Raw genomic sequence first — 19,938 nt, 5'->3', positions numbered from 1 at the left:
CGATCAGGCAGGCGTGAACCTGTCTTCCGGCTCGAAACCGGCGATAAGGCGTTTGCGTCTTGCAGTGATCATGTCGGCCACGCGGGCCATGGCCATCCCGCGCATGAACACCGTTATCGGAAAGAACATCCATAGCGCGACCATCCAGACCATGGTTTGCTGCGATGTCACCAGCGACATTTCGAGATGCGTGGAACCGATCCGCAGGATAACCGGCATGAAGTAAGGCAGCAGGAAACCTAACAAAATGTTAATCCGGGAGTCGCGCATCAGGCGGGTGACCACATCGCCGCCGGTCGTCGGATCGAATGTGGGCAGATTGACCCAGACATTGAAGGCCGATTGCCGGTTCGGCCATTGTTGAAGGCGCACCAGGATCGCGAAAATCGAGAGGGTCAGAAGCCCGATCAGCGCCGACAGGCCGGCCATGATCTGAAGCTGCAGGACCAACTGAATGTCGGTATCGGGGGGAAGCTGCGCAACAAACAGGCTGAGCGGGCTGAACGGAAAATCCATGGCCTTGCCGATGACAAGGCCCGTGGCATTCACCACCAGCGACATGGTCGACGCACTGTCGGCGGAACTGACCACCACGCTCAGCAGAAACAGGGTGACGAAAAGCGAAATCACGCGAACCCGGTTATAGGGCGGCGCGTCGCGAAACTCGATCAGGCCCGGGTAGGTCGAGGCGTATTCGGAAAAGGTGAAGATCCCGGCAAAGAGACCGATCAGCGTGACGATCTGGGTCGTCTCCAGGCTGGTGCCCGGTATCAGCAGGGATGGTGTGGAAATGACGACCAATACGACGATCGCCCGAACCACAGCGCCTGCAAGCTGTGAGATCACTGCCCTTTACCTTCGACCTGGACTGAACCTGTTCGTGCAGGTCCTTTTTTTCATGTATTCGCCCCAATCTGTCTTTGGGGTGCCTCAATAGCCGCAATCTTGCGCACATTCAGATCGTGAAGCAAGCTTCTGATTCCATGCATGGAATCGAAACGGCGTTTTTGAGCTCAGGGGTGTCTCCCGATTGCATCACCTGCAATCGGGGTTAGACACCGATCTCGGATCGCCCGCTAGATGTGGTGTGCCGGGCTCTCAGACCCAGGGGCGTTCGGCGCGTGCCCGCTGTTCGAAGCTGGCGATCGCGTCGGATTTTTCCATTGTCAGGCCGATATCGTCGAGACCGTTCAGAAGGCAATGCCTCTTGTGCGCGTCCACCTCGAACGCGAACACCTCTCCATCCGATGAGGTGACGGTTTGCGCTTCGAGATCGACGATCATCCTGGCATTGGAGCCTTTTTCCGCGTCTTTCATCAGAACTTCCACCTGCTCTTGCGGCAGCGCGATGGGCAGGATCCCGTTCTTGAAGCAGTTGTTGAAGAAGATATCGGCGAAGCTGGGTGCGATCACGCAGCGGATGCCAAAATCCAGCAGCGCCCAGGGCGCGTGTTCGCGTGAGGAGCCGCAGCCGAAGTTATCGCCTGCCACGAGGATCTCCGCGTCACGATAGGCGGGCTTGTTGAGCACGAAATCGGGGATCTCGTTGCCATCGTCGTCATAGCGCATCTCATCGAAGAGGTTCACGCCAAGGCCCGAGCGTTTGATCGTTTTCAGGAACTGCTTGGGGATGATCATGTCGGTGTCGATATTGATCAGGGGCATGGGGGCGGCGATGCCGATCAGCTTGGTGAACTTGTCCATGGGGCGCTCCGAACGGGCTTAGGGTATGAAGCCGCTTTGTTTAATATATTGGTCCAGGAAACAACCCTCCGGCGGGGTGCGGTTCTTGTTACATTTGCGGATTTGATCGCTGAACAGATGCACGACCCGGGTTTCCTCGGTGATATAGGGCTCGACCCCGCCCTCTGCGTTGTAGAACAGATCGGTCAGCCACTACCTTACCTTTTGGCGTTTGCAGGGAAGGCTTGTCGCGACGGGCTGTTTATGCGGGTCAGTGGTCCGGGACACCGCAATCGATGGAAGGGGGTGTTGGGCCACGGCAAGAGGCATGCAGACAAGATGGTTTGGGACGCTTTGCGACAAGTGGCGATACCCCCCGCACTACCAAGGTGCGGCGGCTACGGCACGGCAAAGGTCATGTTCGCCCAATGGGTGGCCCAGATCGCATCGCCCTCCGCCTCGGGCTCCAGGGGTTCGAGGAAGACGGCGTCCGCCATGTAGATCATGCCGGACCGGACGGGAAGCACCACCACCCCGTTGGCATCGGTCCGGTGATAGGTGATCGTCACCTCGTCGGCCGCATCCCGGGCGAAGAGTTCCACCTGGTAGTCGGCCTGAGGCGCGCCGTCATACCATAGCTGAATGGGCATGCCGCCGCCGACGTCATCGGTGTAGGGGTTGGCCAGCGCCACAAGCTCGGCCCTCAGCCCCACACGGCTGTCCGCGCCGACACCGTCGCCCACGGCAACCATGGATTTTGCGTAGCGGATATAGATCTCGCGGACATTCTCCCGGCTGAGGTCGCGGGTTTCATGCATGGCGGTGACATCGCCCAGATCCTTGTGCTCCGCAAAAGCAAGGAACCGCTCCCATTCGGACCATGTCAGCCGGTTTTCGGTGGTCTGATGGACGATAACGGCCAGCCCGCCGGGCAGGTCGCCCATCGACAGCGCAGGGATATCTCCAAAGCGCCCCTCCACCGGCCGGATGTCGCCGCCCGCGAACACGTCGAAGCGCACGAAATTGCGCGGCAGATAGGATATGGGTCCGCCTGAAAACGCCTGCCCGACCCTGAGATGTGCCGTGAGCGTTTCGCCGGGCGCGACCGCGTAGTCCTCGGCGTCGATCCAGAATTCATGTGCCCCGGCCTTGCCTGCCACGAGAAACAGGGCGAGTGTCGCCAAAGCCAACCAGTTCGCCATCGGATATCCTTCCATGTCTCCATTCAGCATGTTGCGCGTTGTTCTTGTGTCAATGGCGCTTGTGATCACGACATGGCCGGCGGCGGCGCATGAGATCCGCCCGACGATCGGCGATATCGCCGTCACCCGGACAGAAGCGACCCTCAGTCTGCGCCTGGCATTGGAGGCGCTGGTGGCCGATATCGATCTCGGCGCGGTGAGTGACACCAACGATGCGCCCGAAGCCGCCCTCTACGATCGGCTGCGCGCAATGGCGCCTGCGGATCTGGAGGCCGCGTTCCGCGTGGCGTGGCCCCGGATCGCCGACGGCTTCATCATCGAGGTGGATGGGACACGGCTGACCCCTGAAATCGTCAGCGTCGACATTCCAGAAACGGGCGATACCGACCTGCTGCGCGACAGTTTCCTGACCATCGCGGCCGATCTGCCCCCGGGGGACGCCGGCGTGCGGGTTGGTCTTTCGCCCGCCCTTGGCACCTTCATACCTCGCCAGGTGGGTGGCGGAGAGGATGCATATGAGGGCTTTCTTGACGGGGGCGAGCTGACGCCTGCGCTGCCCCGCGGGGACGTTCTGACCGAAGACGCCGGTGCCGTCTTTCTGCGCTACATCGTGGCCGGGTTCGACCACATCATCCCGAAGGGACTTGATCATATCCTGTTCGTGCTGGGGCTGTTCTTCTTTTCGATGCACATACGCCCGCTGCTGTTTCAGGTCACCGCCTTCACGCTGGCCCATACGATCACGCTGGCCCTCGCCTCCACAGGTGTGGTCAGTGTTCCCGCCAGCGTCGTGGAGCCGCTGATCGCGGCCTCGATCGTCTATGTCGGCATCGAAAATACGCTTGGGCGCGGCAACATGCGGGCCAGAACCGCGCTTGTCTTTGCCTTCGGTCTTCTGCACGGGCTTGGATTTGCCAGCGTATTGGGGGATTTCGGCATCGCGACGGAGCGGTTTGGCTGGGCGCTTGCCGGGTTCAATATCGGGGTCGAGCTGGGGCAGCTGGCGGTGATCGCCGGTGCGTTTCTGACCGTCGGGCTCTGGTTCGGAAAGAAGGAGTTCTACCGGCCCTTCATCGCCGTACCGGCATCGCTCGCGATTGCCGCGGTCGGGGCCTATTGGGTTGTGGAACGCACATTGCTCTGATGCGCAGACAGGCGTAAGGGCGATCTCATGCGCCGCTTTCTCATCGACAATCGCCGTTGGCTGGCAACCGGGCTGCTGCTGACCTTCGGCTCCTCCTTCGGTCAAACCTGGTTCATTTCGCTGTTCGCGGGCGAGATCCGTGCGGAATACGGGTTGACCGACGGGCAATGGGGGGCGCTCTACACGCTTGCCACGCTCAGTTCGGCCGTGTTGCTGCTCAGCCGCGGGTCTCTGGCCGATACGGTCCCCTTCTCGCGTCTGGTGCCGCTGGTTGCGGGCATGTTTGCGGTCGCGGCGCTGGCGATGGCGTTCGGCAGCTCGATCTGGGCTTTGGGCATCGCGGTCTTTCTGTTGCGGTTTTGCGGGCAGGGCATGTTCAGCCATGTGGCGGCCACCGCGATGGGCCGCTGGTTCGTCGCCACGCGCGGCAAGGCGGTTGCGATCAAGGGGCTGGGCTACCCGATGGGCGAGATGGTGCTGCCCTTTCTGGTCGTGATGCTGATCAGCGGCATCGGGTGGCGCGCCACATGGGGCGTCACGGCGGCGGTAATCGGTCTGCTGATCCTGCCGGTGCTGATGCTGCTGCTTGCGCAGGACCGCGTTCCAAGCGGCCAGACCGAAGCCGTGGGCAGCACCGGACTCGGCGGGCGTCACTGGCGCCGAGGCGAGGTATTGCGGCACTGGCTTTTCCCCGCGCTGATCCCGCTCATGCTGACACCGGGCTTCATCGGCACCGTGGTGTTCTTTCATCAGGTCCATATCGCGGAAATCAAGGGCTGGTCGCTGGCGCAGATGGCCCCGGCCTATCCGGTATTCGCCACCGTCACCGTGGTCACGTCGCTGATCGCCGGATGGGCAGCGGACCGGTTCGGCGCGGACAAATTCCTGCCGGTCGTGCTGGTGCCCATGGGCCTGTCCATGTTTCTGATCGGCCCAGCCGAAACACCCGCCCACTGGATGCTGACGCTTGCGGTTCTGGCGCTTACCCAAGGCATGGTCGGAACGCTTTGGGGGGGCGTTCCTGCCGATGGTTTACGGCACCAATCATCTGGGGGCGGTGCGCTCGATGGTGATTGCGCTGATGGTCTTTTCCACCGCGATCGGGCCGGGGATCACCGGCGCGCTGATCGACTGGGGCATTCCGTTCCCCGATCAGGGTATTGCCATGGGGCTGTGGTGCCTGCTGCTGGCTGCAGCCATGGGCCTCGTCCTGCGTCGATTGACGGCGGAGCGGCGGTCTCCCTCGGTGCCGATCCCTTAGCGCGATCCGCAGCCGGGGGGAGACACCGCCGGGCGCTACATCATCTCGCGCACATCCGTCAGCCGCCCGGTCACCGCCGCCGCGGCGGCCATGGCGGGGCTCATCAGGTGGGTGCGCCCGCCGCGGCCCTGACGGCCTTCGAAGTTGCGGTTCGATGTCGCCGCGCAGCGTTCGCCCGGAGATAGCTGATCGGGGTTCATCGCAAGGCACATGGAGCAGCCCGCAAGGCGCCACTCGAAGCCCGCCTCCTTGAAAATGTCGGCCAGCCCCTCCTCCTCGGCCTGGGCGCGGACGAGGCCGGAGCCGGGGACGACCATGGCGCGCAGGCCGGCCTTGATCTTCTTGCCTTTCAGGATCGCAGCGGCCGCGCGAAGGTCCTCGATCCGCCCATTGGTGCAGGAGCCGATGAAGACCGTATCGATCTCGATTTCGGAAAGCGGCGTGCCGGGGGTCAGGCCCATGTAGTCGAGCGAGCGCTTCGCCGCTTCGACCTTGCCGCCCTTGAAGTCTTCGGGCGAGGGCACAGCGCCGGTGATCGGCAGGACATCCTCGGGCGAGGTGCCCCAGGTGACGACCGGGGCGATGTCCTCGCCGCGGATCGTCACCACCTTGTCCCAATGCGCATCGTCGTCGGAGTAAAGCGTCTTCCACCAGGCAAGAGCGGCTTCCCATTGGGCGCCTTTCGGGGCGTGGGGGCGGCCCATGACATAGTCGAACGTGGTCTCGTCCGGCGCGATCAGGCCGGCCCGCGCGCCGCCTTCGATCGCCATGTTGCAGACGGTCATCCGCCCTTCCATGGACAGCGCCCGGATCGCCTCGCCGCAATACTCTATGACATAGCCGGTGCCGCCGGCGGTACCGGTTTCGCCGATGACGCTGAGCGTGATGTCCTTGGCCGTGACACCGGGGCGCAGTTTGCCGGTGATCTCCACCTTCATGTTCTTGCCCTTGCGCTGGATCAGCGTCTGCGTGGCAAGCACGTGCTCCACCTCGGAGGTGCCGATCCCGTGGGCCAGCGCACCGAAGGCGCCGTGGGTCGCCGTGTGGCTGTCGCCGCAGACCACGGTCATGCCCGGCAGGGTCCAGCCCTGTTCGGGGCCGACGATATGGACGATGCCCTGACGGATATCGCTCACCGGGTAATAGTGGATGCCGAAATCACGCGCGTTCTTGTCGAGCGCCTCCACCTGGATCCGGCTTTCTTCGTTCATGCCGCCGCTCAGCCGGTCTGCCGTGGTCGGCACATTGTGATCCGGTACCGCGATGGTCTTGTCGGGGGCGTGAACCTTGCGGCCGGCCATGCGCAACCCTTCGAAGGCCTGCGGGCTGGTGACCTCATGCACCAGATGGCGGTCGATATAGAGAAGGCAGGTCCCGTCCTCGGCCTCATGGGCCAGGTGGGCATCCCAGATTTTGTCGTAAAGCGTCTTGGGGGCGGTCATGTCGTGCGATCCTCGGGTCTGAGGGAAAAATCGGAAAGGCGGGAAACGGGATCACATGACGATCAGACGTGCCCGTATCGCACCGCGCTGCCCAAAGAACCGCCAGGGCAGGCGTGCGTGGTCATCCATGTCGAAAACCCGTGTCATGACAGGCCAGATACACTTGGGCGCGGGCACCCGCAAGTCTTGCGCCTTGCCGGAGCCATTACAGGCGATAGAGTGGCCTGAGCCCGAAGGAAAGGACCGGAATGGAGCCCGCAGACCAGAACGATCCCAGAGCCGCGGTGGAGGCCCCGCCCGAACCGCCGGAACTGGGCGGAGAAGAGGCGCTCAATCAGGCCCTGGAACTGGGGCAGGAACTGTTCGAACAGGGCACGACCCTCTTCGACAGCCTGCTGCGGCCATGGAACTTCTATCAGCTCTGCATCGCGGTCGGGCTGGTTCTGGTCGCGATCTTGCTGCGTCGGCTTCTGGGTCCACGCATCCGCGCCTGGATGGCCTCCCGCGAGGGGTGGCCGAAATGGCGGATGCGGGTTCTGGTGGTGGTCCACCGCCGCCTGATGCCGATCTTCTTCGTCATCCTGATCTGGCTGGCGGTCTGGATCATGCGGGAGTTCACCTGGCCAAGCCGAAGTTACCTGCTCGGGATCATCGCCGAACTCGCGACCGCATGGCTGTTCGTGGTTTTCGTCACCCGCCTGATCCGCTCGCCGGTGATGCGCACGCTGGTCCGGTACGGCGCATGGATTTACGTGACGCTGGCGATCCTGAATGCCCGGGACGAAGCGGCGCAGATCCTCGACAGCGTCGGCTTCCAGTTGGGCGATGTCCGCCTGTCGCTCCTGCTGGTCGTGCAGGGGATCGTGATCCTCGCGGCACTAGTGACCGGCGCGCGGTTCATCTCCGGCACCACGGCGGCCCGCGTGCAGGCGAACGAGGATATCTCTCCGTCGATGCGCGTTCTGGTCGTCAAGGCCGTTCAGGTGTTGCTCTACGGGGCGGCGTTCTTCATCGGGCTGCGCGCGATCGGCGTCGATCTGACCGGGCTTGCGGTCCTGTCGGGCGCCATCGGCGTGGGTCTTGGTTTCGGTCTGCAGAAGGTGGTCTCCAACCTCGTTTCCGGGGTCATCATCCTGCTCGACAAATCGATCAAGCCCGGCGATGTGATCAGCCTTGGCGACACCTTCGGCTGGATCAACACGCTTGGTGCCCGCTATGCCAGCGTGGTGACGCGCGACGGCCGCGAATACCTGATCCCGAACGAGGACCTGATCACCAATCAGGTGGTCAACTGGTCGCATTCCAACGAGTTCGTCCGCCTCGATATCTATTTCGGCACCGCCTATCACGATGACCCGCACAGCGTCCGCGAGATCGCGATCGAGGCCGCCAGGGGCGTGGACAGGGTGTTGAGCTTCCGCCCGCCGGTTTGCCATATCGTTGGCTTCGGAGACAGCAGCGTGGACTACATCCTGCGGTTCTGGATCCGCGACCCGACCGGCGGGCTGACCAATATCCGCGGCAATGTCTATCTGGCCCTGTGGGATGCATTCCGCGAACACGGCATCTCGATCCCGTTCCCGCAACGCGAGGTCAAGGTGCTCGAAGGATCGAGTCTGGAAACCCGGCAGGCCGACTGAGCATTGCCATGGGCGCAAACCGCCATATGTCTGGCCGGATCGAGTGTTAGGAACAAAAGGGGCCGGGATGGCATCGGGCAAGTTACTGGGAATTTCGGGGTCGCTGCGGGCGGCGTCATTCAATCGCAAACTGATGCATGAGGCGGCGCGGGTCTTCGATCCGGCGGAGTTCGTGGTAGGCGATCTGCGTCTGCCGCTCTACGATGGCGATCTGGAGGAGGCGGAGGGGATACCCGCCGAGGTTCAGAAACTTGCCGATCAGATCGCGGCCGCAGATGCCGTCGTCATCTCCGCGCCGGAATACAACAAAGGCGTGTCCGGTGTGTTGAAAAACGCGCTCGATTGGGTGAGCCGGACCAAGGGGGCCCCATGGCGTGACAAGCCGGTGGCCATCATGTCGGCGGCGGCGGGCCGCGCGGGTGGAGAGCGGGTGCAGTTTGCGCTGCGACTATGCCTTGTGGCGTTTCGGCCGAAGCTGCTTCAGGGGCCCGAACTGATGGTCGGGCAGGCCGGCGAACAGTTCGACGGCGACAGGCTGGTCAACGAGCTCAACCTGAAGGCGCTGAACGAGTTGATGGCGGAGCTGCGCGTGGCCGCGGGGCTGCCGCAGACCTGATCCGTACCCTGCCGCGCGGCAATCGGCGAGATCACTCCTGCGGCGGCCGCTCCTTCGGGAGGCTGCCCGCCGCGCGGAAACTGTCCGGGATCCGGTCTCGCCCGTCCAGCACCAGATCGGCCATGATCTCGCCGATCACCGGTGCCATGCCGAAACCGATCTTGAAGCCGCCATTGGCGATGAACGCCCCCGGTCTGGTCGGGTGATGCCCGAGCATCGGGGCGCGGGACCGGGCCCGGGGGCGAAGCCCGGCCCAGCGGTCAAGAACATCCGCCCCGCCCAGAACCGGGCACAAGGCGCGCGCCTTTTCGATCAGCGCATCAAGCCGCGCATCCGTGCCATCCGGATCGGTATAGTCCCGCTCGGACGTGGAGCCGATCGCGGTCGTTCCGTCGCCGTGCGGGATGATGTGAAGACCGTCCGCAAACAGCTGCGGAAGGGTGCGCCCGTCGAAATCCAGCAGGGCGGCCTGACCCTTGACGCCATTGCCCACATCCGCGCCGAGGACGCCCGATATCTCTTCCAGCCCCGCGGTGCCGGTGGCCCAGACCTGACGGCCCGTCGCGGCCCCGTCCTTGCAGATCTCGACACCCAGATTGGCCAGCGCCCGTGCCAGCGCCGCGATGGCCCTGCGCGGATGGAGCCGGGCGCTGAGCGTGTCGCGGATGAGAAGGCCGGTGGGTGCCGCGGCATAGGGGGCATACCCGTCTTGCGGAACGATGTCCCAAGTGAACCGCCCCTGCCAAAGCTCCCTCGCCGTCTCGGTGCGGGCCTCCGCAAGGGCAAGTGCCGCCTCGTCCGGTATCGGCTGCAACCGGCCCGATCGCGCATAGCCGGGGTCGGTTCCGGCAAGCCGCGCCACCTCGGCCCACATCGCTTCGGCCATAACCAGACTGTCGAACTGAAGCTGTTTCTTGGCGTTCCAGTTTTCCGGCACATGCGGGGCAAGCGCGCCCACCAGCCCGCCGCTGCCCCCCGCACCCGGGCCCATCGGGTCGATCACCCGGACGGAGGCACCGCGCCGCGCGCAGGCCCATGCCACGGTGAGCCCAAAGATACCCGCCCCGTGGACTGTCACATCTGCCATTGCCAATCCCCTGAGGCTTGCCCAGAGTCCGGGCGATTTCATCGTTCTAGGGCAGGCTATGACAGAGGGCCAGACGGAAGCGGTTGACTGGCGGGACGGCGATGTGCCCGTCTCCACGCTGTTTGACGACCCGTATTACTCGCTGGAAGACGGGCTGGCCGAAACCCGCCATGTGTTTCTGGCGGGCAATGATCTGCCGGCCCGGTTTGCCCCCGGTTTCCGGGTTGCGGAACTGGGCTTCGGAACCGGGCTGAACTTCCTGACGGCACTTGATGCGTTTCGGCGCGCCGCTGTGGGCGGCATCCTGCATTTCACCAGTTTCGAAGCCTTCCCGATGCCGGTAGAGCAGATGAAAAAGGCGCTGTCGCGGTTTCCCGACCTGCCGGCGGATGTCCTTGCCGGACCGGTGAGCGCGCGCCTTGAACAGGTCAGGGGCGCGGATTTCGAACTGTGCGTGATCCATGGCGATGCGCGCCGGACGCTGCCTCTCTGGCCGGGGCGCGCGGATTCCTGGTTTCTGGATGGGTTTTCGCCCGCGAAGAACCCCGAATTGTGGGAACCGGGTCTGATGGCGGAGGTTGCGCGCCATACCGCAAAAGACGGGAGTTTCGCGACCTACACGGCGGCGGGCCATGTGCGCCGCGCGCTGAGCGATGCGGGGTTCGAGGTTGCCCGCGTTCCGGGGTTCGGGCGCAAGCGGCACATGACCGTCGGGCGGCTGCGATGACCGAGCAGAACACGCGCCTTGGTATCTGGCTGATGGTGGCCACCACCTTCGTTTTCGCCATGCAGGACGGGATCAGCCGGCATCTGGCGGCGGAATACAACGTGCTGATGGTGGTGATGATCCGCTATTGGTTCTTCGCGGCCTTCGTCATCACCATCGCCGGGCGGCAGGCGGGCGGCCTCCGGCGGGCCGCAGCAACGAAGCAGCCGGTTCTGCAGGCGTTCCGCGGTATCCTGCTCTCTCTTGAGATCTGCGTGATGGTGGGCGCTTTCGTGCTCCTTGGCCTTGTGGAAAGCCATGCGGTTTTCGCCTGCTATCCGCTGCTGATCGCGGCGCTTTCCGGCCCCATTCTGGGCGAAAAGGTCGGCTGGCGCAGATGGGCCGCGATTGCCGTGGGGTTCGTGGGCGTGCTGATCATCCTGCAACCGGGCGTGCGCGTGTTCGAAGTGGAGGCGCTGGTGCCGCTGGCGGCCGCGCTGATGTTCGCACTTTACGGGCTGCTGACACGCTACGCGGCGCGCAAGGACAGCACCGCCACCAGCTTTTTCTGGACCGGCACGATGGGCGCGGTCGTGATGACGGCGATCGGCAGCTGGTATTGGGAACCCATGAGCGCGCCGGACTGGGGCTGGATGGCCGCTCTGTGCGTCACCGGCGCATTTGGTCACTGGCTGCTGATCAAGGTCTACGACGTGTCCGAGGCAAGCGCGGTGCAGCCCTTCGCCTATCTGCAACTGGTCTTTGCCTCCGCGCTCGGGCTGATCGTTTTCGACGAGACGCTGCGCAGCAATGTGGTGATCGGGGCGGGGCTGGTGGTTGCCGCGGGTCTTTTCACGCTCTGGCGCGCGCGGGCTACCGCATCTTGAGCCGTTCGCTCAGGGCGGGCGGTGCCAGCTCCCCGGTCAGCTGCGCGTCGTAGATCGCAAGGCTCTCGGTCACGCGCATGATGTAGTTGCGTGTTTCGGTGAACGGGATTGCCTCGATCCAGTCGATCACGTCGACACGCTCGCTGCGGGGGTCGCCGAACCGCTCGATCCAGGCGCGCGCCCGGCTTGGTCCCGCGTTGTAGGCCGCCGCCAGCAGAACCGGATTCGACCCGAACTCCTCGGTCAGATATGCCAGATATCCGGATCCGAGAACGGCGTTGTAGGCCGGGTCGCTCAGAAGCCTGGCCTCGCTGAACTCGATCCCCAGACGACCGGCCTGACCCCGGCCGGTGCCGGGCATCACCTGCATCAGCCCGACCGCTCCGGCGGAGCTGATCACGTTCGGGTCGAATTCCGATTCGCGCCGCGCGATTGACAGATTGAGGGTGGCGGGAGCGGCAAGCTCCGCCTCCGCCAGATCCGTCACGGGATAATAGGCGCGCATGATCTCGTATCCCTGTTGCGCGGCGCGTTTGGCGATCATCAAGGCGATATGCGGATTGCCGAGGTCGAAGGCGAGATCGGCCAGTTGCCCGGCTTCCTGCCGGCTCAGGCTCTCGGTCAGATGGGTCATGAAACGTTCGGCCAGTTCGGTCTGGCCGGCCTCGTAGAGCACCAGCGCCGCCCGCAGGACGGACGACCCCATGAAAGAGGCGGTCCGCCAGTCGCCAAACACCTCGTCTCCAAGGAAATGCGGGTCCGTCGGCAGCCCGCCGCGTTCGGCGGCAAGCTGTCCGTAGAAACTGGACTGAAACTGCGCGCCCAGGGCATAGGCTTCGGCGGCCTGATCGGCATTGCCCGCGGCTTCATGGGCGCGGCCCAGCCAGTACCCTGCCCGTCCGACGCTGATCGGGCTGAACACCACGCTTCGGAAACTGGTGAAATGGGTGATGGCCTGATCGGCATTGCCCATCCGCAGCGCCGCATATCCCGCGATCCATTCCAGATCCGCATAATCCAGATAGTCTTCATCGGGGTCGATGAAGTGGCCGGAGGCCAGAGCATAGGCGCGCGCGAACTCGCCCTCGCGCAGCACATCGCGCGCGAGCGACGCGCGTCGGCTGCCCCAGGCCGCGGGCCTGCCAAGCGCCTCGGCCGATGTGCTGGTGGCAAGCATCAGATCCGCCGCGGTGTCCCAGAAGCCCGAGCGCACGCGCCAGAGGAATCGCTCATAGGCCAGGCCCGGATCGGATTGCAGAGCGTCGGGCACCGCCTCGATCAGCGTATCGACGCCGGGGCGGCGCTCTCTCAGCGCGACACGTGCCTCGGACAGCGCCCGCCACTCCTCGGGCACGAAATTCTCCATCTGCCGCGCACGGTCCTGCTCCCCCAGCCACAGAAGATTGTCGAGCCGCGCGACGTGATGATCTGCCAGAACCGGGCCGTATTCGGCGAGCATCGTTTCGAACTGGCTGCTGGTCAGCGTCATCGTGGTCCAGGCGCGGACGATCTCGGCATGGGCGGCCTCGATATCGCCGCGGGCTCTCAGCGCCTCGGCCAGCCGCAGGCTGCCGGTGCCGGTTTCAGGCGGTTGCGGCGCGAAATACGCGATCACGGTGGCGGGGTCCGCGCCCTCAGGAATGTTGCGTTCCCCCCGCGCGCGCAGCAGGGGCAGGCCCGGCCAGTCGGGATTGCGCTCCAGAAAATCCACATACTCCGCAAAGCTGCCCTGGCGCGCGCGAAGCTGCGCCCAGGTGACGACATCGCGGCCCACATCGTCCTCGATCTGGCTTCTGGCCTGGGCTGCAAGCTCGAAATCCTGCGCACCGATGGCCGCAAGCGCAATGCCGATCGCGTCGGAATTGGCGTTCGCGGATAGCGGGCTCAGGGCCAGCAGAGCGGAAAGGAATATGGCACGCATGAGTGTCTCCGGGCACAGGCCTCTAAAGGATAGGCGCCGCCGGTCGTCATGCAACACACGAACTTGGCAATTCCGGTCGGCGGAGATAGGGTCCGCGCGATTTCGCCGATCCAGGCCCACCACAGATAAGGAAGCGTGTGATGTTCAAAGGCTCGATGCCCGCATTGGTCACGCCGTTCGCAAACGGCGCGGTGGATTTCGACACGCTGAAGAAACTCGTCGACTGGCATGTGGCCGAGGGCAGCAGCGGGATCGTCCCCGTCGGCACGACCGGCGAAAGCCCGACCCTGAGCCACGAGGAGCACGAGCAGGTGATTGCCTGCGTGGTCGAGGCGGCCCGCGGCCGCGTGCCGGTGATTGCCGGGGCCGGGTCGAACAACACGGTGGAGGCGATCCGCTTCGTCGAGCACGCCCGCGATGTGGGGGCGGCCGCAGCACTGGTGGTCACGCCCTATTACAACAAGCCCACTCAGCGCGGGCTGATCGCGCATTACACCGCGCTGAACGCGGTCGGCATCCCGATCCTGATCTACAACATCCCGCCCCGGTCGGTCATCGACATGACGCCCGCGACCATGGGCGAACTGGCGAAACTGCCCAATATCATCGGCGTGAAAGACGCAACCGGCGATATCACCCGTGTGTCCAGACAGCGCGCCACCTGTGGCGCGGACTTCATCCAACTGTCCGGCGAGGACGCTTCGGCGCTTGGGTTCAACGCCCATGGCGGGGTCGGCTGTATCTCTGTCACGGCCAATGTGGCGCCCCGGCTTTGCGCGGAGTTCCAGGCGGCGATGCTTGCGGGCGATTACGCCAAGGCGCTGGATTATCAGGACCGCCTGATGCCGCTTCACGAGGCGATTTTCATCGAGCCCGGGCTGGTGGGCGCGAAATACGCGCTGTCGGTTCTGGGCCGGTGTTCCGAGGAGGTCCGCTTGCCGCTGACCGTTCTGGAAGACCGCACCAAATCCGCGATCCGCGATGCGATGCGCCATGCCGGGCTGATCGACCAACATGGCTGACCGGCGCGCGGGCGAGATTGCGCTGCCCTTCGATCCGGCAGATCGGGCCGAAGCGGGGCTTTGCTTCATCGGCCGGATCCGCTCCCCCTGGGCGAAAGGTACCGCGCCCAGGAATATCGGGGCGGCGCGCGAGCGCGACCAGCCGGCAAGCCTTGAGCTGGACCCGGCTTATGCCCCCGCCTTGGCGGGCCTCTCCGTCGGTCAGGCGGTACAGGTGCTTTACTGGGTCGATCGCGGGGAGCGCGAGCTGATCGTGCAAAGCCCGGCCCATGCGGACGGCCCGCGCGGCACCTTCGCCCTGCGCTCGCCCGTGCGCCCGAACCCGATCGCGCTGGCCACCGTGGTGATCACCGGGATCGAGGGCGCGACCGTCGGCATCGACGCCATCGATGCCTATGACGGAACGCCCCTGCTGGACATAAAACCCTGGATCGCCTCGGTCGATGTGCCCCCGGGCTGGCGCGGCGACGGTTAAGCCCCTATATCCCGCCCCCATGGCACAGACGAAATCAGACCCGAACTACAAGGTGATCGCCGAGAACCGGCGGGCGCGCTACGACTATGCCATCGAGGAGGATCTGGAAGTCGGGATCGTCCTGCAGGGGTCCGAGGTCAAATCGCTGCGCGCGGGCGGATCGAACATCGCGGAAAGCTACGCCACCGTAGATGACGGAGAATTGTGGTTGGTCAACAGCTACATCGCGCCGTATCTGCAGGCCAAGACCTTCGGCCATGAAGAGCGGCGCAGGCGCAAGCTTCTGTGCAGCCGCAAGGAATTGTCGAAACTGTGGAATGCCACGCAGCGCGCGGGAATGACGCTGGTGCCGCTGGTGATGTATTTCAACCATCGCGGTCTGGTGAAGATGAAGATCGGTATCGCCAAGGGCAAGAAAAACCACGACAAACGCGCAACCGAGGCCAAGCGCGACTGGCAGCGGCAGAAGGCGCGGCTGCTGCGCGAGGGCTAGCCACGCCTCTTGCCAGCGCAGGACCATATGCGTAGGGCTATGTGCTAGATACGAAATCCCGAGAGCGAGGCTTGGTCCATGTCCGCAGATGACCCGAAAACCCTGGTCTCCACCGACTGGTTGGCGGCGCATCTGAACGACCCGGATCTGCGCGTGATCGACGCCTCCTACTATCTGGCCGATATGGGCAGGGATGCGTGCGCCGAGTATGAGGCGGCCCATATTCCCGGGGCCCGGTTCTTCGACATAGACGAAATCAGCGATCATCGCAGCAAGCTGCCGCACATGGCCCCGCCGGTGGAAAAGTTCATGTCGCGCATGCGGGCGATGGGGATCGGGGACGGCCATCAGGTGGTTGTCTATGACGGTCTGGGGCTGTTTTCGGCGGCGCGGGTCTGGTGGCTGTTCCGGCTGATGGGCAAGACCGATATCGCGGTTCTGGATGGCGGCTTTCCGAAATGGCAGGCCGAAGGGCGCGAGACCGAGGACATGCCGCCGGTTCTGCGCGACAGGCACATCACCGTGCAGCGTCAGGCCCATCTGGTGAAGGACGTCACGCAGGTGGCGTCCGCCTCCAAACTGGGGGACTGGCAGATTGTCGATGCCCGCTCTCCGTCCCGGTTCCGGGGTGAAGAGCCCGAGGCGCGCCCCGGCCTGCGCGCGGGCCATATCCCCGGCGCGATGAATGTGCATTACGCGACGCTTCTCAACCCCGATGGCACGATGAAATCCGGCGATGCGTTGCGCTCGGCCTTCGAAGGCGCGGGCGTGGATCTGGAAAAACGGGTGATCACCACCTGCGGGTCGGGCGTGACGGCGGCGATCCTGATGCTTGGTCTGGAACGTCTCGGCCACCGCGATGTGGCCTTGTATGACGGGTCCTGGGCGGAGTGGGGCCAGTTCGAACAGTTGAAGGTGGCCACCGGATGACCCTGATCCCCGCGGGGACGGAGGTGTCCTTCATCACGACCTATCTGGAAATGCGGACCAGGCCGGATTTCGATGTCCCGGCTCTTCCGGATGACACGCGTCTGGAACAAGCCCTGCGCTCGCCGGTCTGGTTCTTTCTGGCGGTGTATGACGCGGTTGGGCGGGATTATGAGTGGCGTGACCGGTTTCAGCAGGAAATCGACGACCCCGATGCGCTTCGGGCCTTTGTCGAGAGCCCGGATGTCGAAATGTGGGTCGCCTATCGCCATGGATGGCCGCAAGGCTTCTTCATACTGGACTGGACCGAGCCGGGCGAATGCGATCTGGCCTATTTCGGCATGGTGCCCGAGGCTGTGGGCCACGGTCTCGGCGGCATATTGCTGAAGGCCGCGATTGCAAGGGCATGGGCGCGGGAGGACATGAAGATGATGAGCGTGAATACCTGCGAACTGGATCACCCCCGGGCGCTTGCACTTTATCAGAAGCACGGGTTCGTCCCGGTGGATACCGAGACACGGACACGCGTGTTGCACCGCGACCGCGATCCTTCCCGCCTCCCCGCATAAGGCCAGATCCATGTTCGACGCCGTCAGCCTTCCCGAAACCGACCAGATTCTGCGTCTGATGGCGATTTATGCTGCCGATGACAGGCCGATGAAGGTCGATCTCGGCATCGGCGTCTACCGCACCCCGGATGGGCGCACCCCGGTCATGGCGGCGGTGAAACAGGCCGAGCAACGGATCTGGCAGAACCAGGACACCAAGAGCTATGTCGGTCTGGCCGGCGATCCGGCATTTCACGGCGCGATGCGGGATCTTGTGCTGGCCGATGCCGTCCCGGCCGGGCGGGTTGCGGCGGCGGCGGCCCCGGGGGGCACCGGTGCGATACGGCAGATCCTTGAGATGACCAAGCGGCTCACGCCCGACGCGGCGGTCTGGCTCAGCGACCCGACCTGGCCCAACCATTCCTCCATTGCCCGCTATCTGGGCCTGACCATTCGCAACTATCGGTATTACGACGCGGAAACCGGCGGTTTGGACCGCGCCGGGATGATGGCCGATCTGTCCGCCGCAGCTCCGGGCGATCTGGTCCTGTTGCATGCATGTTGCCACAATCCGACGGGGGTGGAACTGGGCCTGCAGGATTGGCAGGCCATCGGCGCGACCTTGCAGACCACCGGCGCGATCCCTTTCATCGATATGGCCTATCAGGGCTTTGGCAACAGTCTTGAGGATGACGCCGCCGGCACGCGCCTGCTGGCAGGAATGCTGCCGGAAACCCTGATCGCGGCCAGTTGCTCGAAGAATTTCGGCCTTTACCGCGACCGGGTGGGGATCGCCATTGCGGTGACATCCGACGAGACTGCGCAGGGCGCGGCGCAGGCGATGCTGGCCTACTTCAACCGGCAGAATTACTCTTTTCCCCCCGACCACGGCGCGCGTGTGGTCGAGACGATTCTGGGCGACCCGATCCTGACCGATGTCTGGCGAACGGAACTCCGCGGGATGCGGGACGGCATGAATGCCACGCGCGCGGCGCTTGCCGAAGCGCTGCGCACCGAAACGGGCTCCGACAGGTTCGGGTTTCTGGGCAGTCACCGGGGCATGTTTTCGCTGATCGGCGCGACGCCGGAGCAGGTGGACAGGCTGCGGGAGGAGCATGCGATCTATGTCGTGAGAGATGGCCGGATGAATGTCGCGGGCCTGACCCCCGATGCGATCCCGCATGTGGCAAGAGCCATGGCGGAGGTGCTGGCCTAGCCGCACATCCCGGTTGCGCCGGCTGACGGCCTGCTGCCGCGCCACGGCCCGTAACTCCGCCCTTGCCTCACGTGGCGAACGGGTCTATCCCGCGCCATCGCCCGATCCGGGCCAAGTCTCCGACCACCTTGTCAAAACGGAACCCAATATGACCCGCACTCACTTGCCTGGCATTCTTGCCATGGCGGCCATTGTCGTCGCCTCGAACATTCTTGTCCAATTCCTCTTCGGCCAATGGCTGACATGGGGCGCATTCACCTATCCGCTGGCCTTCCTCGTCACCGATGTCATGAATCGCGTCTACGGCGTTGCCGCCGCGCGCCGCGTGGTGTTTGTGGGTTTTCTGGTCGGCGTCGGCTGTTCCCTGATCGGTACGCAGATCATGGGCGAGTTCGGCCCGTTGGTCACACTCCGTATCGCGATCGGCTCGGGTGTGGCGTTTCTCACCGCGCAGCTTCTGGACGTGGCGATTTTCGACAGAATGCGCGATGGCGTCTGGTGGAAGGCGCCGATCGTCTCGACCATCATCGGCTCTTCGGTCGATACCGCGCTGTTCTTCACCATCGCCTTTTCAGCCTCGCTCAGCTTCATCGAACCTGGCAATGACGTAAGCTGGGCCGGTGAGATCCTTCCGCTTCTGGGCGTCGGGCCGGAGGTTCCGCTTTGGGTCTCGCTGGCTGTCGCGGACTGGGGCGTGAAGCTGTCTCTGGCAATCCTTGCGCTGGTCCCTTTCCGGATCCTCACGAAGAGGTTATTGGCACATGTCGCATAAAACCTTTTGACATCCACAAAATCTGTGGCAGCATCTCCTCAATCGCAACAAATCGAAAGGAGGTGATCCAGTGTCTAGAGAGGTATTGGAGAATGGCGTCGGGACAACTTGGGAGGTACGCCTTTAGGCAATCCTAGGGGGCGAACCCCATCCCAGGTGAGCCGCTGGTTCTGACCGCGCCCACCTCCTGATTTCTCGAAAGGGTCGTCCATTGGGCGGCCCTTTTTAGTTGGAGCTGGCCCGTCCACATCCTGTACACAGGCCTCACACACCCGTGCTTGCGAGACCTGCCCATGCCGCTCACCATCACCGACCAGATCACCATTGAAGACTGGGAAATGACCGAGCATTTCGTCCGTGCGTCCGGCCCGGGCGGGCAGAATGTAAACAAGGTCTCGACAGCGGTCGAATTGCGGTTCGAGGCCGAACGCTCGCCCAACCTGCCCGATGCGGTGAAACGGCGGCTGCGGCGGCTGGCGGGATCGCGCTGGACCAAGGACGGGGCGGTGGTGATTTTCGTGCAGGAGACGCGGACCCAGTCCCGCAACCGGGAGATCGCGCGGACCCGGCTGGCGGATCTTGTACGCAAGGCGACGGTTGTACCGAAACGCCGCCGCCCGACAAAGCCGACGCGCGGGTCGGTGGAGCGTCGGCTGAAAGCCAAGAAGGTCCGGGGCGAGATCAAGGCGAAGCGCGGACGCGTGGAGTGACATGCCCGTGGCTTATGAGGGCGCGCGCTGGCGACTTTGGGCCGCCAAATCCGGGGGGGCGCGTACATAGGCTTTTGCCCGCGTGAAACCGCCTACGCGTCGCCATGGCTTGATGCCGCCCGCCGCCCGCCTTCCCGCTCAGCGACCTATGGTCCTCTTTTGCCGGGCCGGAGTTGCGGCAAGTCT

Annotated in this window: 19 protein-coding genes and 1 pseudogene; 14 read left to right on the top strand and 6 right to left on the bottom strand. The window is 64.3% G+C overall.

The genetic code is table 11. The annotated features are described in order from the left end of the window. Positions 1 to 3: 3 nt before the first annotated feature. The 3 genes from ACQ651_RS15105 to ACQ651_RS15095 all read right to left on the bottom strand — a co-directional run bounded on the left by ACQ651_RS15105 (position 4) and on the right by ACQ651_RS15095 (position 2,885). Positions 4 to 846: a hypothetical protein gene (locus ACQ651_RS15105; protein ID WP_430449725.1), complete on the bottom strand. Its 843-nt coding sequence runs from the start codon at positions 844 to 846 to the stop codon at positions 4 to 6. Positions 847 to 1,098: 252 nt separating this feature from the next. Beyond that, the gene (gene leuD, locus ACQ651_RS15100; protein WP_430449724.1) at positions 1,099 to 1,704 is read right to left on the bottom strand and encodes a 3-isopropylmalate dehydratase small subunit; all 606 of its coding nucleotides are present in this window, start codon (positions 1,702 to 1,704) and stop codon (positions 1,099 to 1,101) included. Positions 1,705 to 2,081: 377 nt separating this feature from the next. Further along, positions 2,082 to 2,885: a DUF4198 domain-containing protein gene (locus tag ACQ651_RS15095; RefSeq protein WP_430449723.1), complete on the bottom strand. Its 804-nt coding sequence runs from the start codon at positions 2,883 to 2,885 to the stop codon at positions 2,082 to 2,084. A 13-nt stretch (positions 2,886 to 2,898) separates the two neighbouring features. Between ACQ651_RS15095 and ACQ651_RS15090 the strand changes: the two genes are divergently transcribed. Together ACQ651_RS15090 and ACQ651_RS15085 are read left to right on the top strand one after the other, a co-directional pair. Beyond that, positions 2,899 to 4,029: a HupE/UreJ family protein gene (locus tag ACQ651_RS15090; RefSeq protein ID WP_430449722.1), complete on the top strand. Its 1,131-nt coding sequence runs from the start codon at positions 2,899 to 2,901 to the stop codon at positions 4,027 to 4,029. A 27-nt stretch (positions 4,030 to 4,056) separates the two neighbouring features. Beyond that, positions 4,057 to 5,028: pseudogene (locus ACQ651_RS15085) on the top strand (MFS transporter); the annotation flags it as partial. Between the two features lie 297 nt (positions 5,029 to 5,325). On the opposite strand, the gene leuC reads toward ACQ651_RS15085, so the two are convergent. Then, on the bottom strand, positions 5,326 to 6,732 hold the full coding sequence (gene leuC / locus ACQ651_RS15080) for a 3-isopropylmalate dehydratase large subunit (protein WP_227285828.1): 1,407 nt from the start codon (positions 6,730 to 6,732) through the stop codon (positions 5,326 to 5,328). A gap of 248 nt (positions 6,733 to 6,980) precedes the next feature. Here leuC and ACQ651_RS15075 point away from each other — a divergent pair, with 248 nt between their 5' ends. Together ACQ651_RS15075 and ACQ651_RS15070 are read left to right on the top strand one after the other, a co-directional pair. Then, the gene (locus ACQ651_RS15075) at positions 6,981 to 8,372 is read left to right on the top strand and encodes a mechanosensitive ion channel family protein (RefSeq protein WP_227285829.1); all 1,392 of its coding nucleotides are present in this window, start codon (positions 6,981 to 6,983) and stop codon (positions 8,370 to 8,372) included. A gap of 67 nt (positions 8,373 to 8,439) precedes the next feature. Next, positions 8,440 to 8,988 carry an NADPH-dependent FMN reductase gene (locus ACQ651_RS15070; RefSeq protein WP_227285830.1) on the top strand — a complete coding sequence of 183 codons (549 nt, stop codon included), beginning with the start codon at positions 8,440 to 8,442 and terminating at the stop codon, positions 8,986 to 8,988. Positions 8,989 to 9,019: 31 nt separating this feature from the next. On the opposite strand, the gene ACQ651_RS15065 is transcribed toward ACQ651_RS15070, so the two are convergent. Then, positions 9,020 to 10,075, bottom strand: a complete 1,056-nt coding sequence (locus ACQ651_RS15065; protein WP_430449721.1) for an NAD(P)/FAD-dependent oxidoreductase — start codon at positions 10,073 to 10,075, stop codon at positions 9,020 to 9,022. 58 nt (positions 10,076 to 10,133) lie between these two features. On the opposite strand from ACQ651_RS15065, the gene mnmD reads away from it, so the two are divergent. Together mnmD and ACQ651_RS15055 are read left to right on the top strand one after the other, a co-directional pair. Further along, the gene (gene mnmD / locus ACQ651_RS15060) at positions 10,134 to 10,802 is read left to right on the top strand and encodes a tRNA (5-methylaminomethyl-2-thiouridine)(34)-methyltransferase MnmD (RefSeq protein WP_430449720.1); all 669 of its coding nucleotides are present in this window, start codon (positions 10,134 to 10,136) and stop codon (positions 10,800 to 10,802) included. Next, positions 10,799 to 11,668, top strand: a complete 870-nt coding sequence (locus tag ACQ651_RS15055; protein ID WP_227285833.1) for a DMT family transporter — start codon at positions 10,799 to 10,801, stop codon at positions 11,666 to 11,668. Before mnmD ends, ACQ651_RS15055 begins: the two co-directional genes overlap by 4 nt. On the opposite strand, the gene ACQ651_RS15050 is transcribed toward ACQ651_RS15055, so the two are convergent. Continuing rightward, positions 11,655 to 13,589: a lytic transglycosylase domain-containing protein gene (locus ACQ651_RS15050; protein WP_227285834.1), complete on the bottom strand. Its 1,935-nt coding sequence runs from the start codon at positions 13,587 to 13,589 to the stop codon at positions 11,655 to 11,657. The genes ACQ651_RS15055 and ACQ651_RS15050 overlap by 14 nt on opposite strands. Positions 13,590 to 13,729: 140 nt before the next feature. Here ACQ651_RS15050 and dapA point away from each other — a divergent pair, with 140 nt between their 5' ends. The 8 genes from dapA (at position 13,730) to arfB (ending at position 19,752) form a co-directional block, all read left to right on the top strand. Then, on the top strand, positions 13,730 to 14,611 hold the full coding sequence (dapA, locus tag ACQ651_RS15045; RefSeq protein WP_375551301.1) for a 4-hydroxy-tetrahydrodipicolinate synthase: 882 nt from the start codon (positions 13,730 to 13,732) through the stop codon (positions 14,609 to 14,611). After that, positions 14,604 to 15,086, top strand: coding sequence for an SAM-dependent methyltransferase (locus ACQ651_RS15040; protein WP_430449719.1), 483 nt, complete (start codon positions 14,604 to 14,606; stop codon positions 15,084 to 15,086). The genes dapA and ACQ651_RS15040 overlap by 8 nt, the downstream gene beginning before the upstream one ends. Positions 15,087 to 15,105: 19 nt before the next feature. Continuing rightward, a complete protein-coding gene (gene smpB / locus ACQ651_RS15035) occupies positions 15,106 to 15,579 on the top strand; it encodes an SsrA-binding protein SmpB (RefSeq protein ID WP_227285837.1) in 474 nt (157 codons plus the stop codon). A 78-nt stretch (positions 15,580 to 15,657) separates the two neighbouring features. Then, positions 15,658 to 16,509: a 3-mercaptopyruvate sulfurtransferase gene (gene sseA, locus ACQ651_RS15030; RefSeq protein ID WP_227285838.1), complete on the top strand. Its 852-nt coding sequence runs from the start codon at positions 15,658 to 15,660 to the stop codon at positions 16,507 to 16,509. Beyond that, positions 16,506 to 17,075 (top strand): GNAT family N-acetyltransferase, encoded by a 570-nt coding sequence (locus ACQ651_RS15025; protein ID WP_430449718.1) that lies wholly within the window; start codon positions 16,506 to 16,508, stop codon positions 17,073 to 17,075. The genes sseA and ACQ651_RS15025 overlap by 4 nt, the downstream gene beginning before the upstream one ends. A gap of 10 nt (positions 17,076 to 17,085) precedes the next feature. After that, positions 17,086 to 18,270, top strand: a complete 1,185-nt coding sequence (locus ACQ651_RS15020) for an aromatic amino acid transaminase (protein ID WP_430449717.1) — start codon at positions 17,086 to 17,088, stop codon at positions 18,268 to 18,270. A gap of 148 nt (positions 18,271 to 18,418) precedes the next feature. Further along, complete coding sequence (locus ACQ651_RS15015; protein WP_375551307.1) at positions 18,419 to 19,042, top strand: queuosine precursor transporter; 624 nt, start codon at positions 18,419 to 18,421, stop codon at positions 19,040 to 19,042. Between the two features lie 293 nt (positions 19,043 to 19,335). Continuing rightward, positions 19,336 to 19,752, top strand: a complete 417-nt coding sequence (gene arfB, locus ACQ651_RS15010; protein WP_227285842.1) for an alternative ribosome rescue aminoacyl-tRNA hydrolase ArfB — start codon at positions 19,336 to 19,338, stop codon at positions 19,750 to 19,752. Positions 19,753 to 19,938: the final 186 nt, after the last annotated feature.

It is taken from the genome of Rhodophyticola sp. (genome assembly GCF_965284195.1).
In the GTDB taxonomy this organism is placed as follows: Bacteria; Pseudomonadota; Alphaproteobacteria; order Rhodobacterales; family Rhodobacteraceae; genus Rhodophyticola.
This window is presented reverse-complemented; position numbering and strand designations above follow the sequence as displayed.

What these genes read in the sequence shown, in the direction of transcription:
- ACQ651_RS15015 (WP_375551307.1), top strand. Translation starts at nt 18,419, where the DNA reads ATGACCCGCACTCACTTGCCTGGCATTCTTGCCATGGCGGCCATTGTC.
- ACQ651_RS15050 (WP_227285834.1), bottom strand. Translation starts at nt 13,589, where the DNA reads ATGCGTGCCATATTCCTTTCCGCTCTGCTGGCCCTGAGCCCGCTATCC.
- arfB (WP_227285842.1), top strand. Translation starts at nt 19,336, where the DNA reads ATGCCGCTCACCATCACCGACCAGATCACCATTGAAGACTGGGAAATG.
- leuC (WP_227285828.1), bottom strand. Translation starts at nt 6,732, where the DNA reads ATGACCGCCCCCAAGACGCTTTACGACAAAATCTGGGATGCCCACCTG.
- ACQ651_RS15055 (WP_227285833.1), top strand. Translation starts at nt 10,799, where the DNA reads ATGACCGAGCAGAACACGCGCCTTGGTATCTGGCTGATGGTGGCCACC.
- ACQ651_RS15095 (WP_430449723.1), bottom strand. Translation starts at nt 2,885, where the DNA reads ATGGCGAACTGGTTGGCTTTGGCGACACTCGCCCTGTTTCTCGTGGCA.
- dapA (WP_375551301.1), top strand. Translation starts at nt 13,730, where the DNA reads ATGTTCAAAGGCTCGATGCCCGCATTGGTCACGCCGTTCGCAAACGGC.
- smpB (WP_227285837.1), top strand. Translation starts at nt 15,106, where the DNA reads ATGGCACAGACGAAATCAGACCCGAACTACAAGGTGATCGCCGAGAAC.
- ACQ651_RS15070 (WP_227285830.1), top strand. Translation starts at nt 8,440, where the DNA reads ATGGCATCGGGCAAGTTACTGGGAATTTCGGGGTCGCTGCGGGCGGCG.
- ACQ651_RS15040 (WP_430449719.1), top strand. Translation starts at nt 14,604, where the DNA reads ATGGCTGACCGGCGCGCGGGCGAGATTGCGCTGCCCTTCGATCCGGCA.
- mnmD (WP_430449720.1), top strand. Translation starts at nt 10,134, where the DNA reads ATGACAGAGGGCCAGACGGAAGCGGTTGACTGGCGGGACGGCGATGTG.
- ACQ651_RS15020 (WP_430449717.1), top strand. Translation starts at nt 17,086, where the DNA reads ATGTTCGACGCCGTCAGCCTTCCCGAAACCGACCAGATTCTGCGTCTG.
- ACQ651_RS15090 (WP_430449722.1), top strand. Translation starts at nt 2,899, where the DNA reads ATGTCTCCATTCAGCATGTTGCGCGTTGTTCTTGTGTCAATGGCGCTT.
- leuD (WP_430449724.1), bottom strand. Translation starts at nt 1,704, where the DNA reads ATGGACAAGTTCACCAAGCTGATCGGCATCGCCGCCCCCATGCCCCTG.
- sseA (WP_227285838.1), top strand. Translation starts at nt 15,658, where the DNA reads ATGTCCGCAGATGACCCGAAAACCCTGGTCTCCACCGACTGGTTGGCG.
- ACQ651_RS15025 (WP_430449718.1), top strand. Translation starts at nt 16,506, where the DNA reads ATGACCCTGATCCCCGCGGGGACGGAGGTGTCCTTCATCACGACCTAT.
- ACQ651_RS15075 (WP_227285829.1), top strand. Translation starts at nt 6,981, where the DNA reads ATGGAGCCCGCAGACCAGAACGATCCCAGAGCCGCGGTGGAGGCCCCG.
- ACQ651_RS15065 (WP_430449721.1), bottom strand. Translation starts at nt 10,075, where the DNA reads ATGGCAGATGTGACAGTCCACGGGGCGGGTATCTTTGGGCTCACCGTG.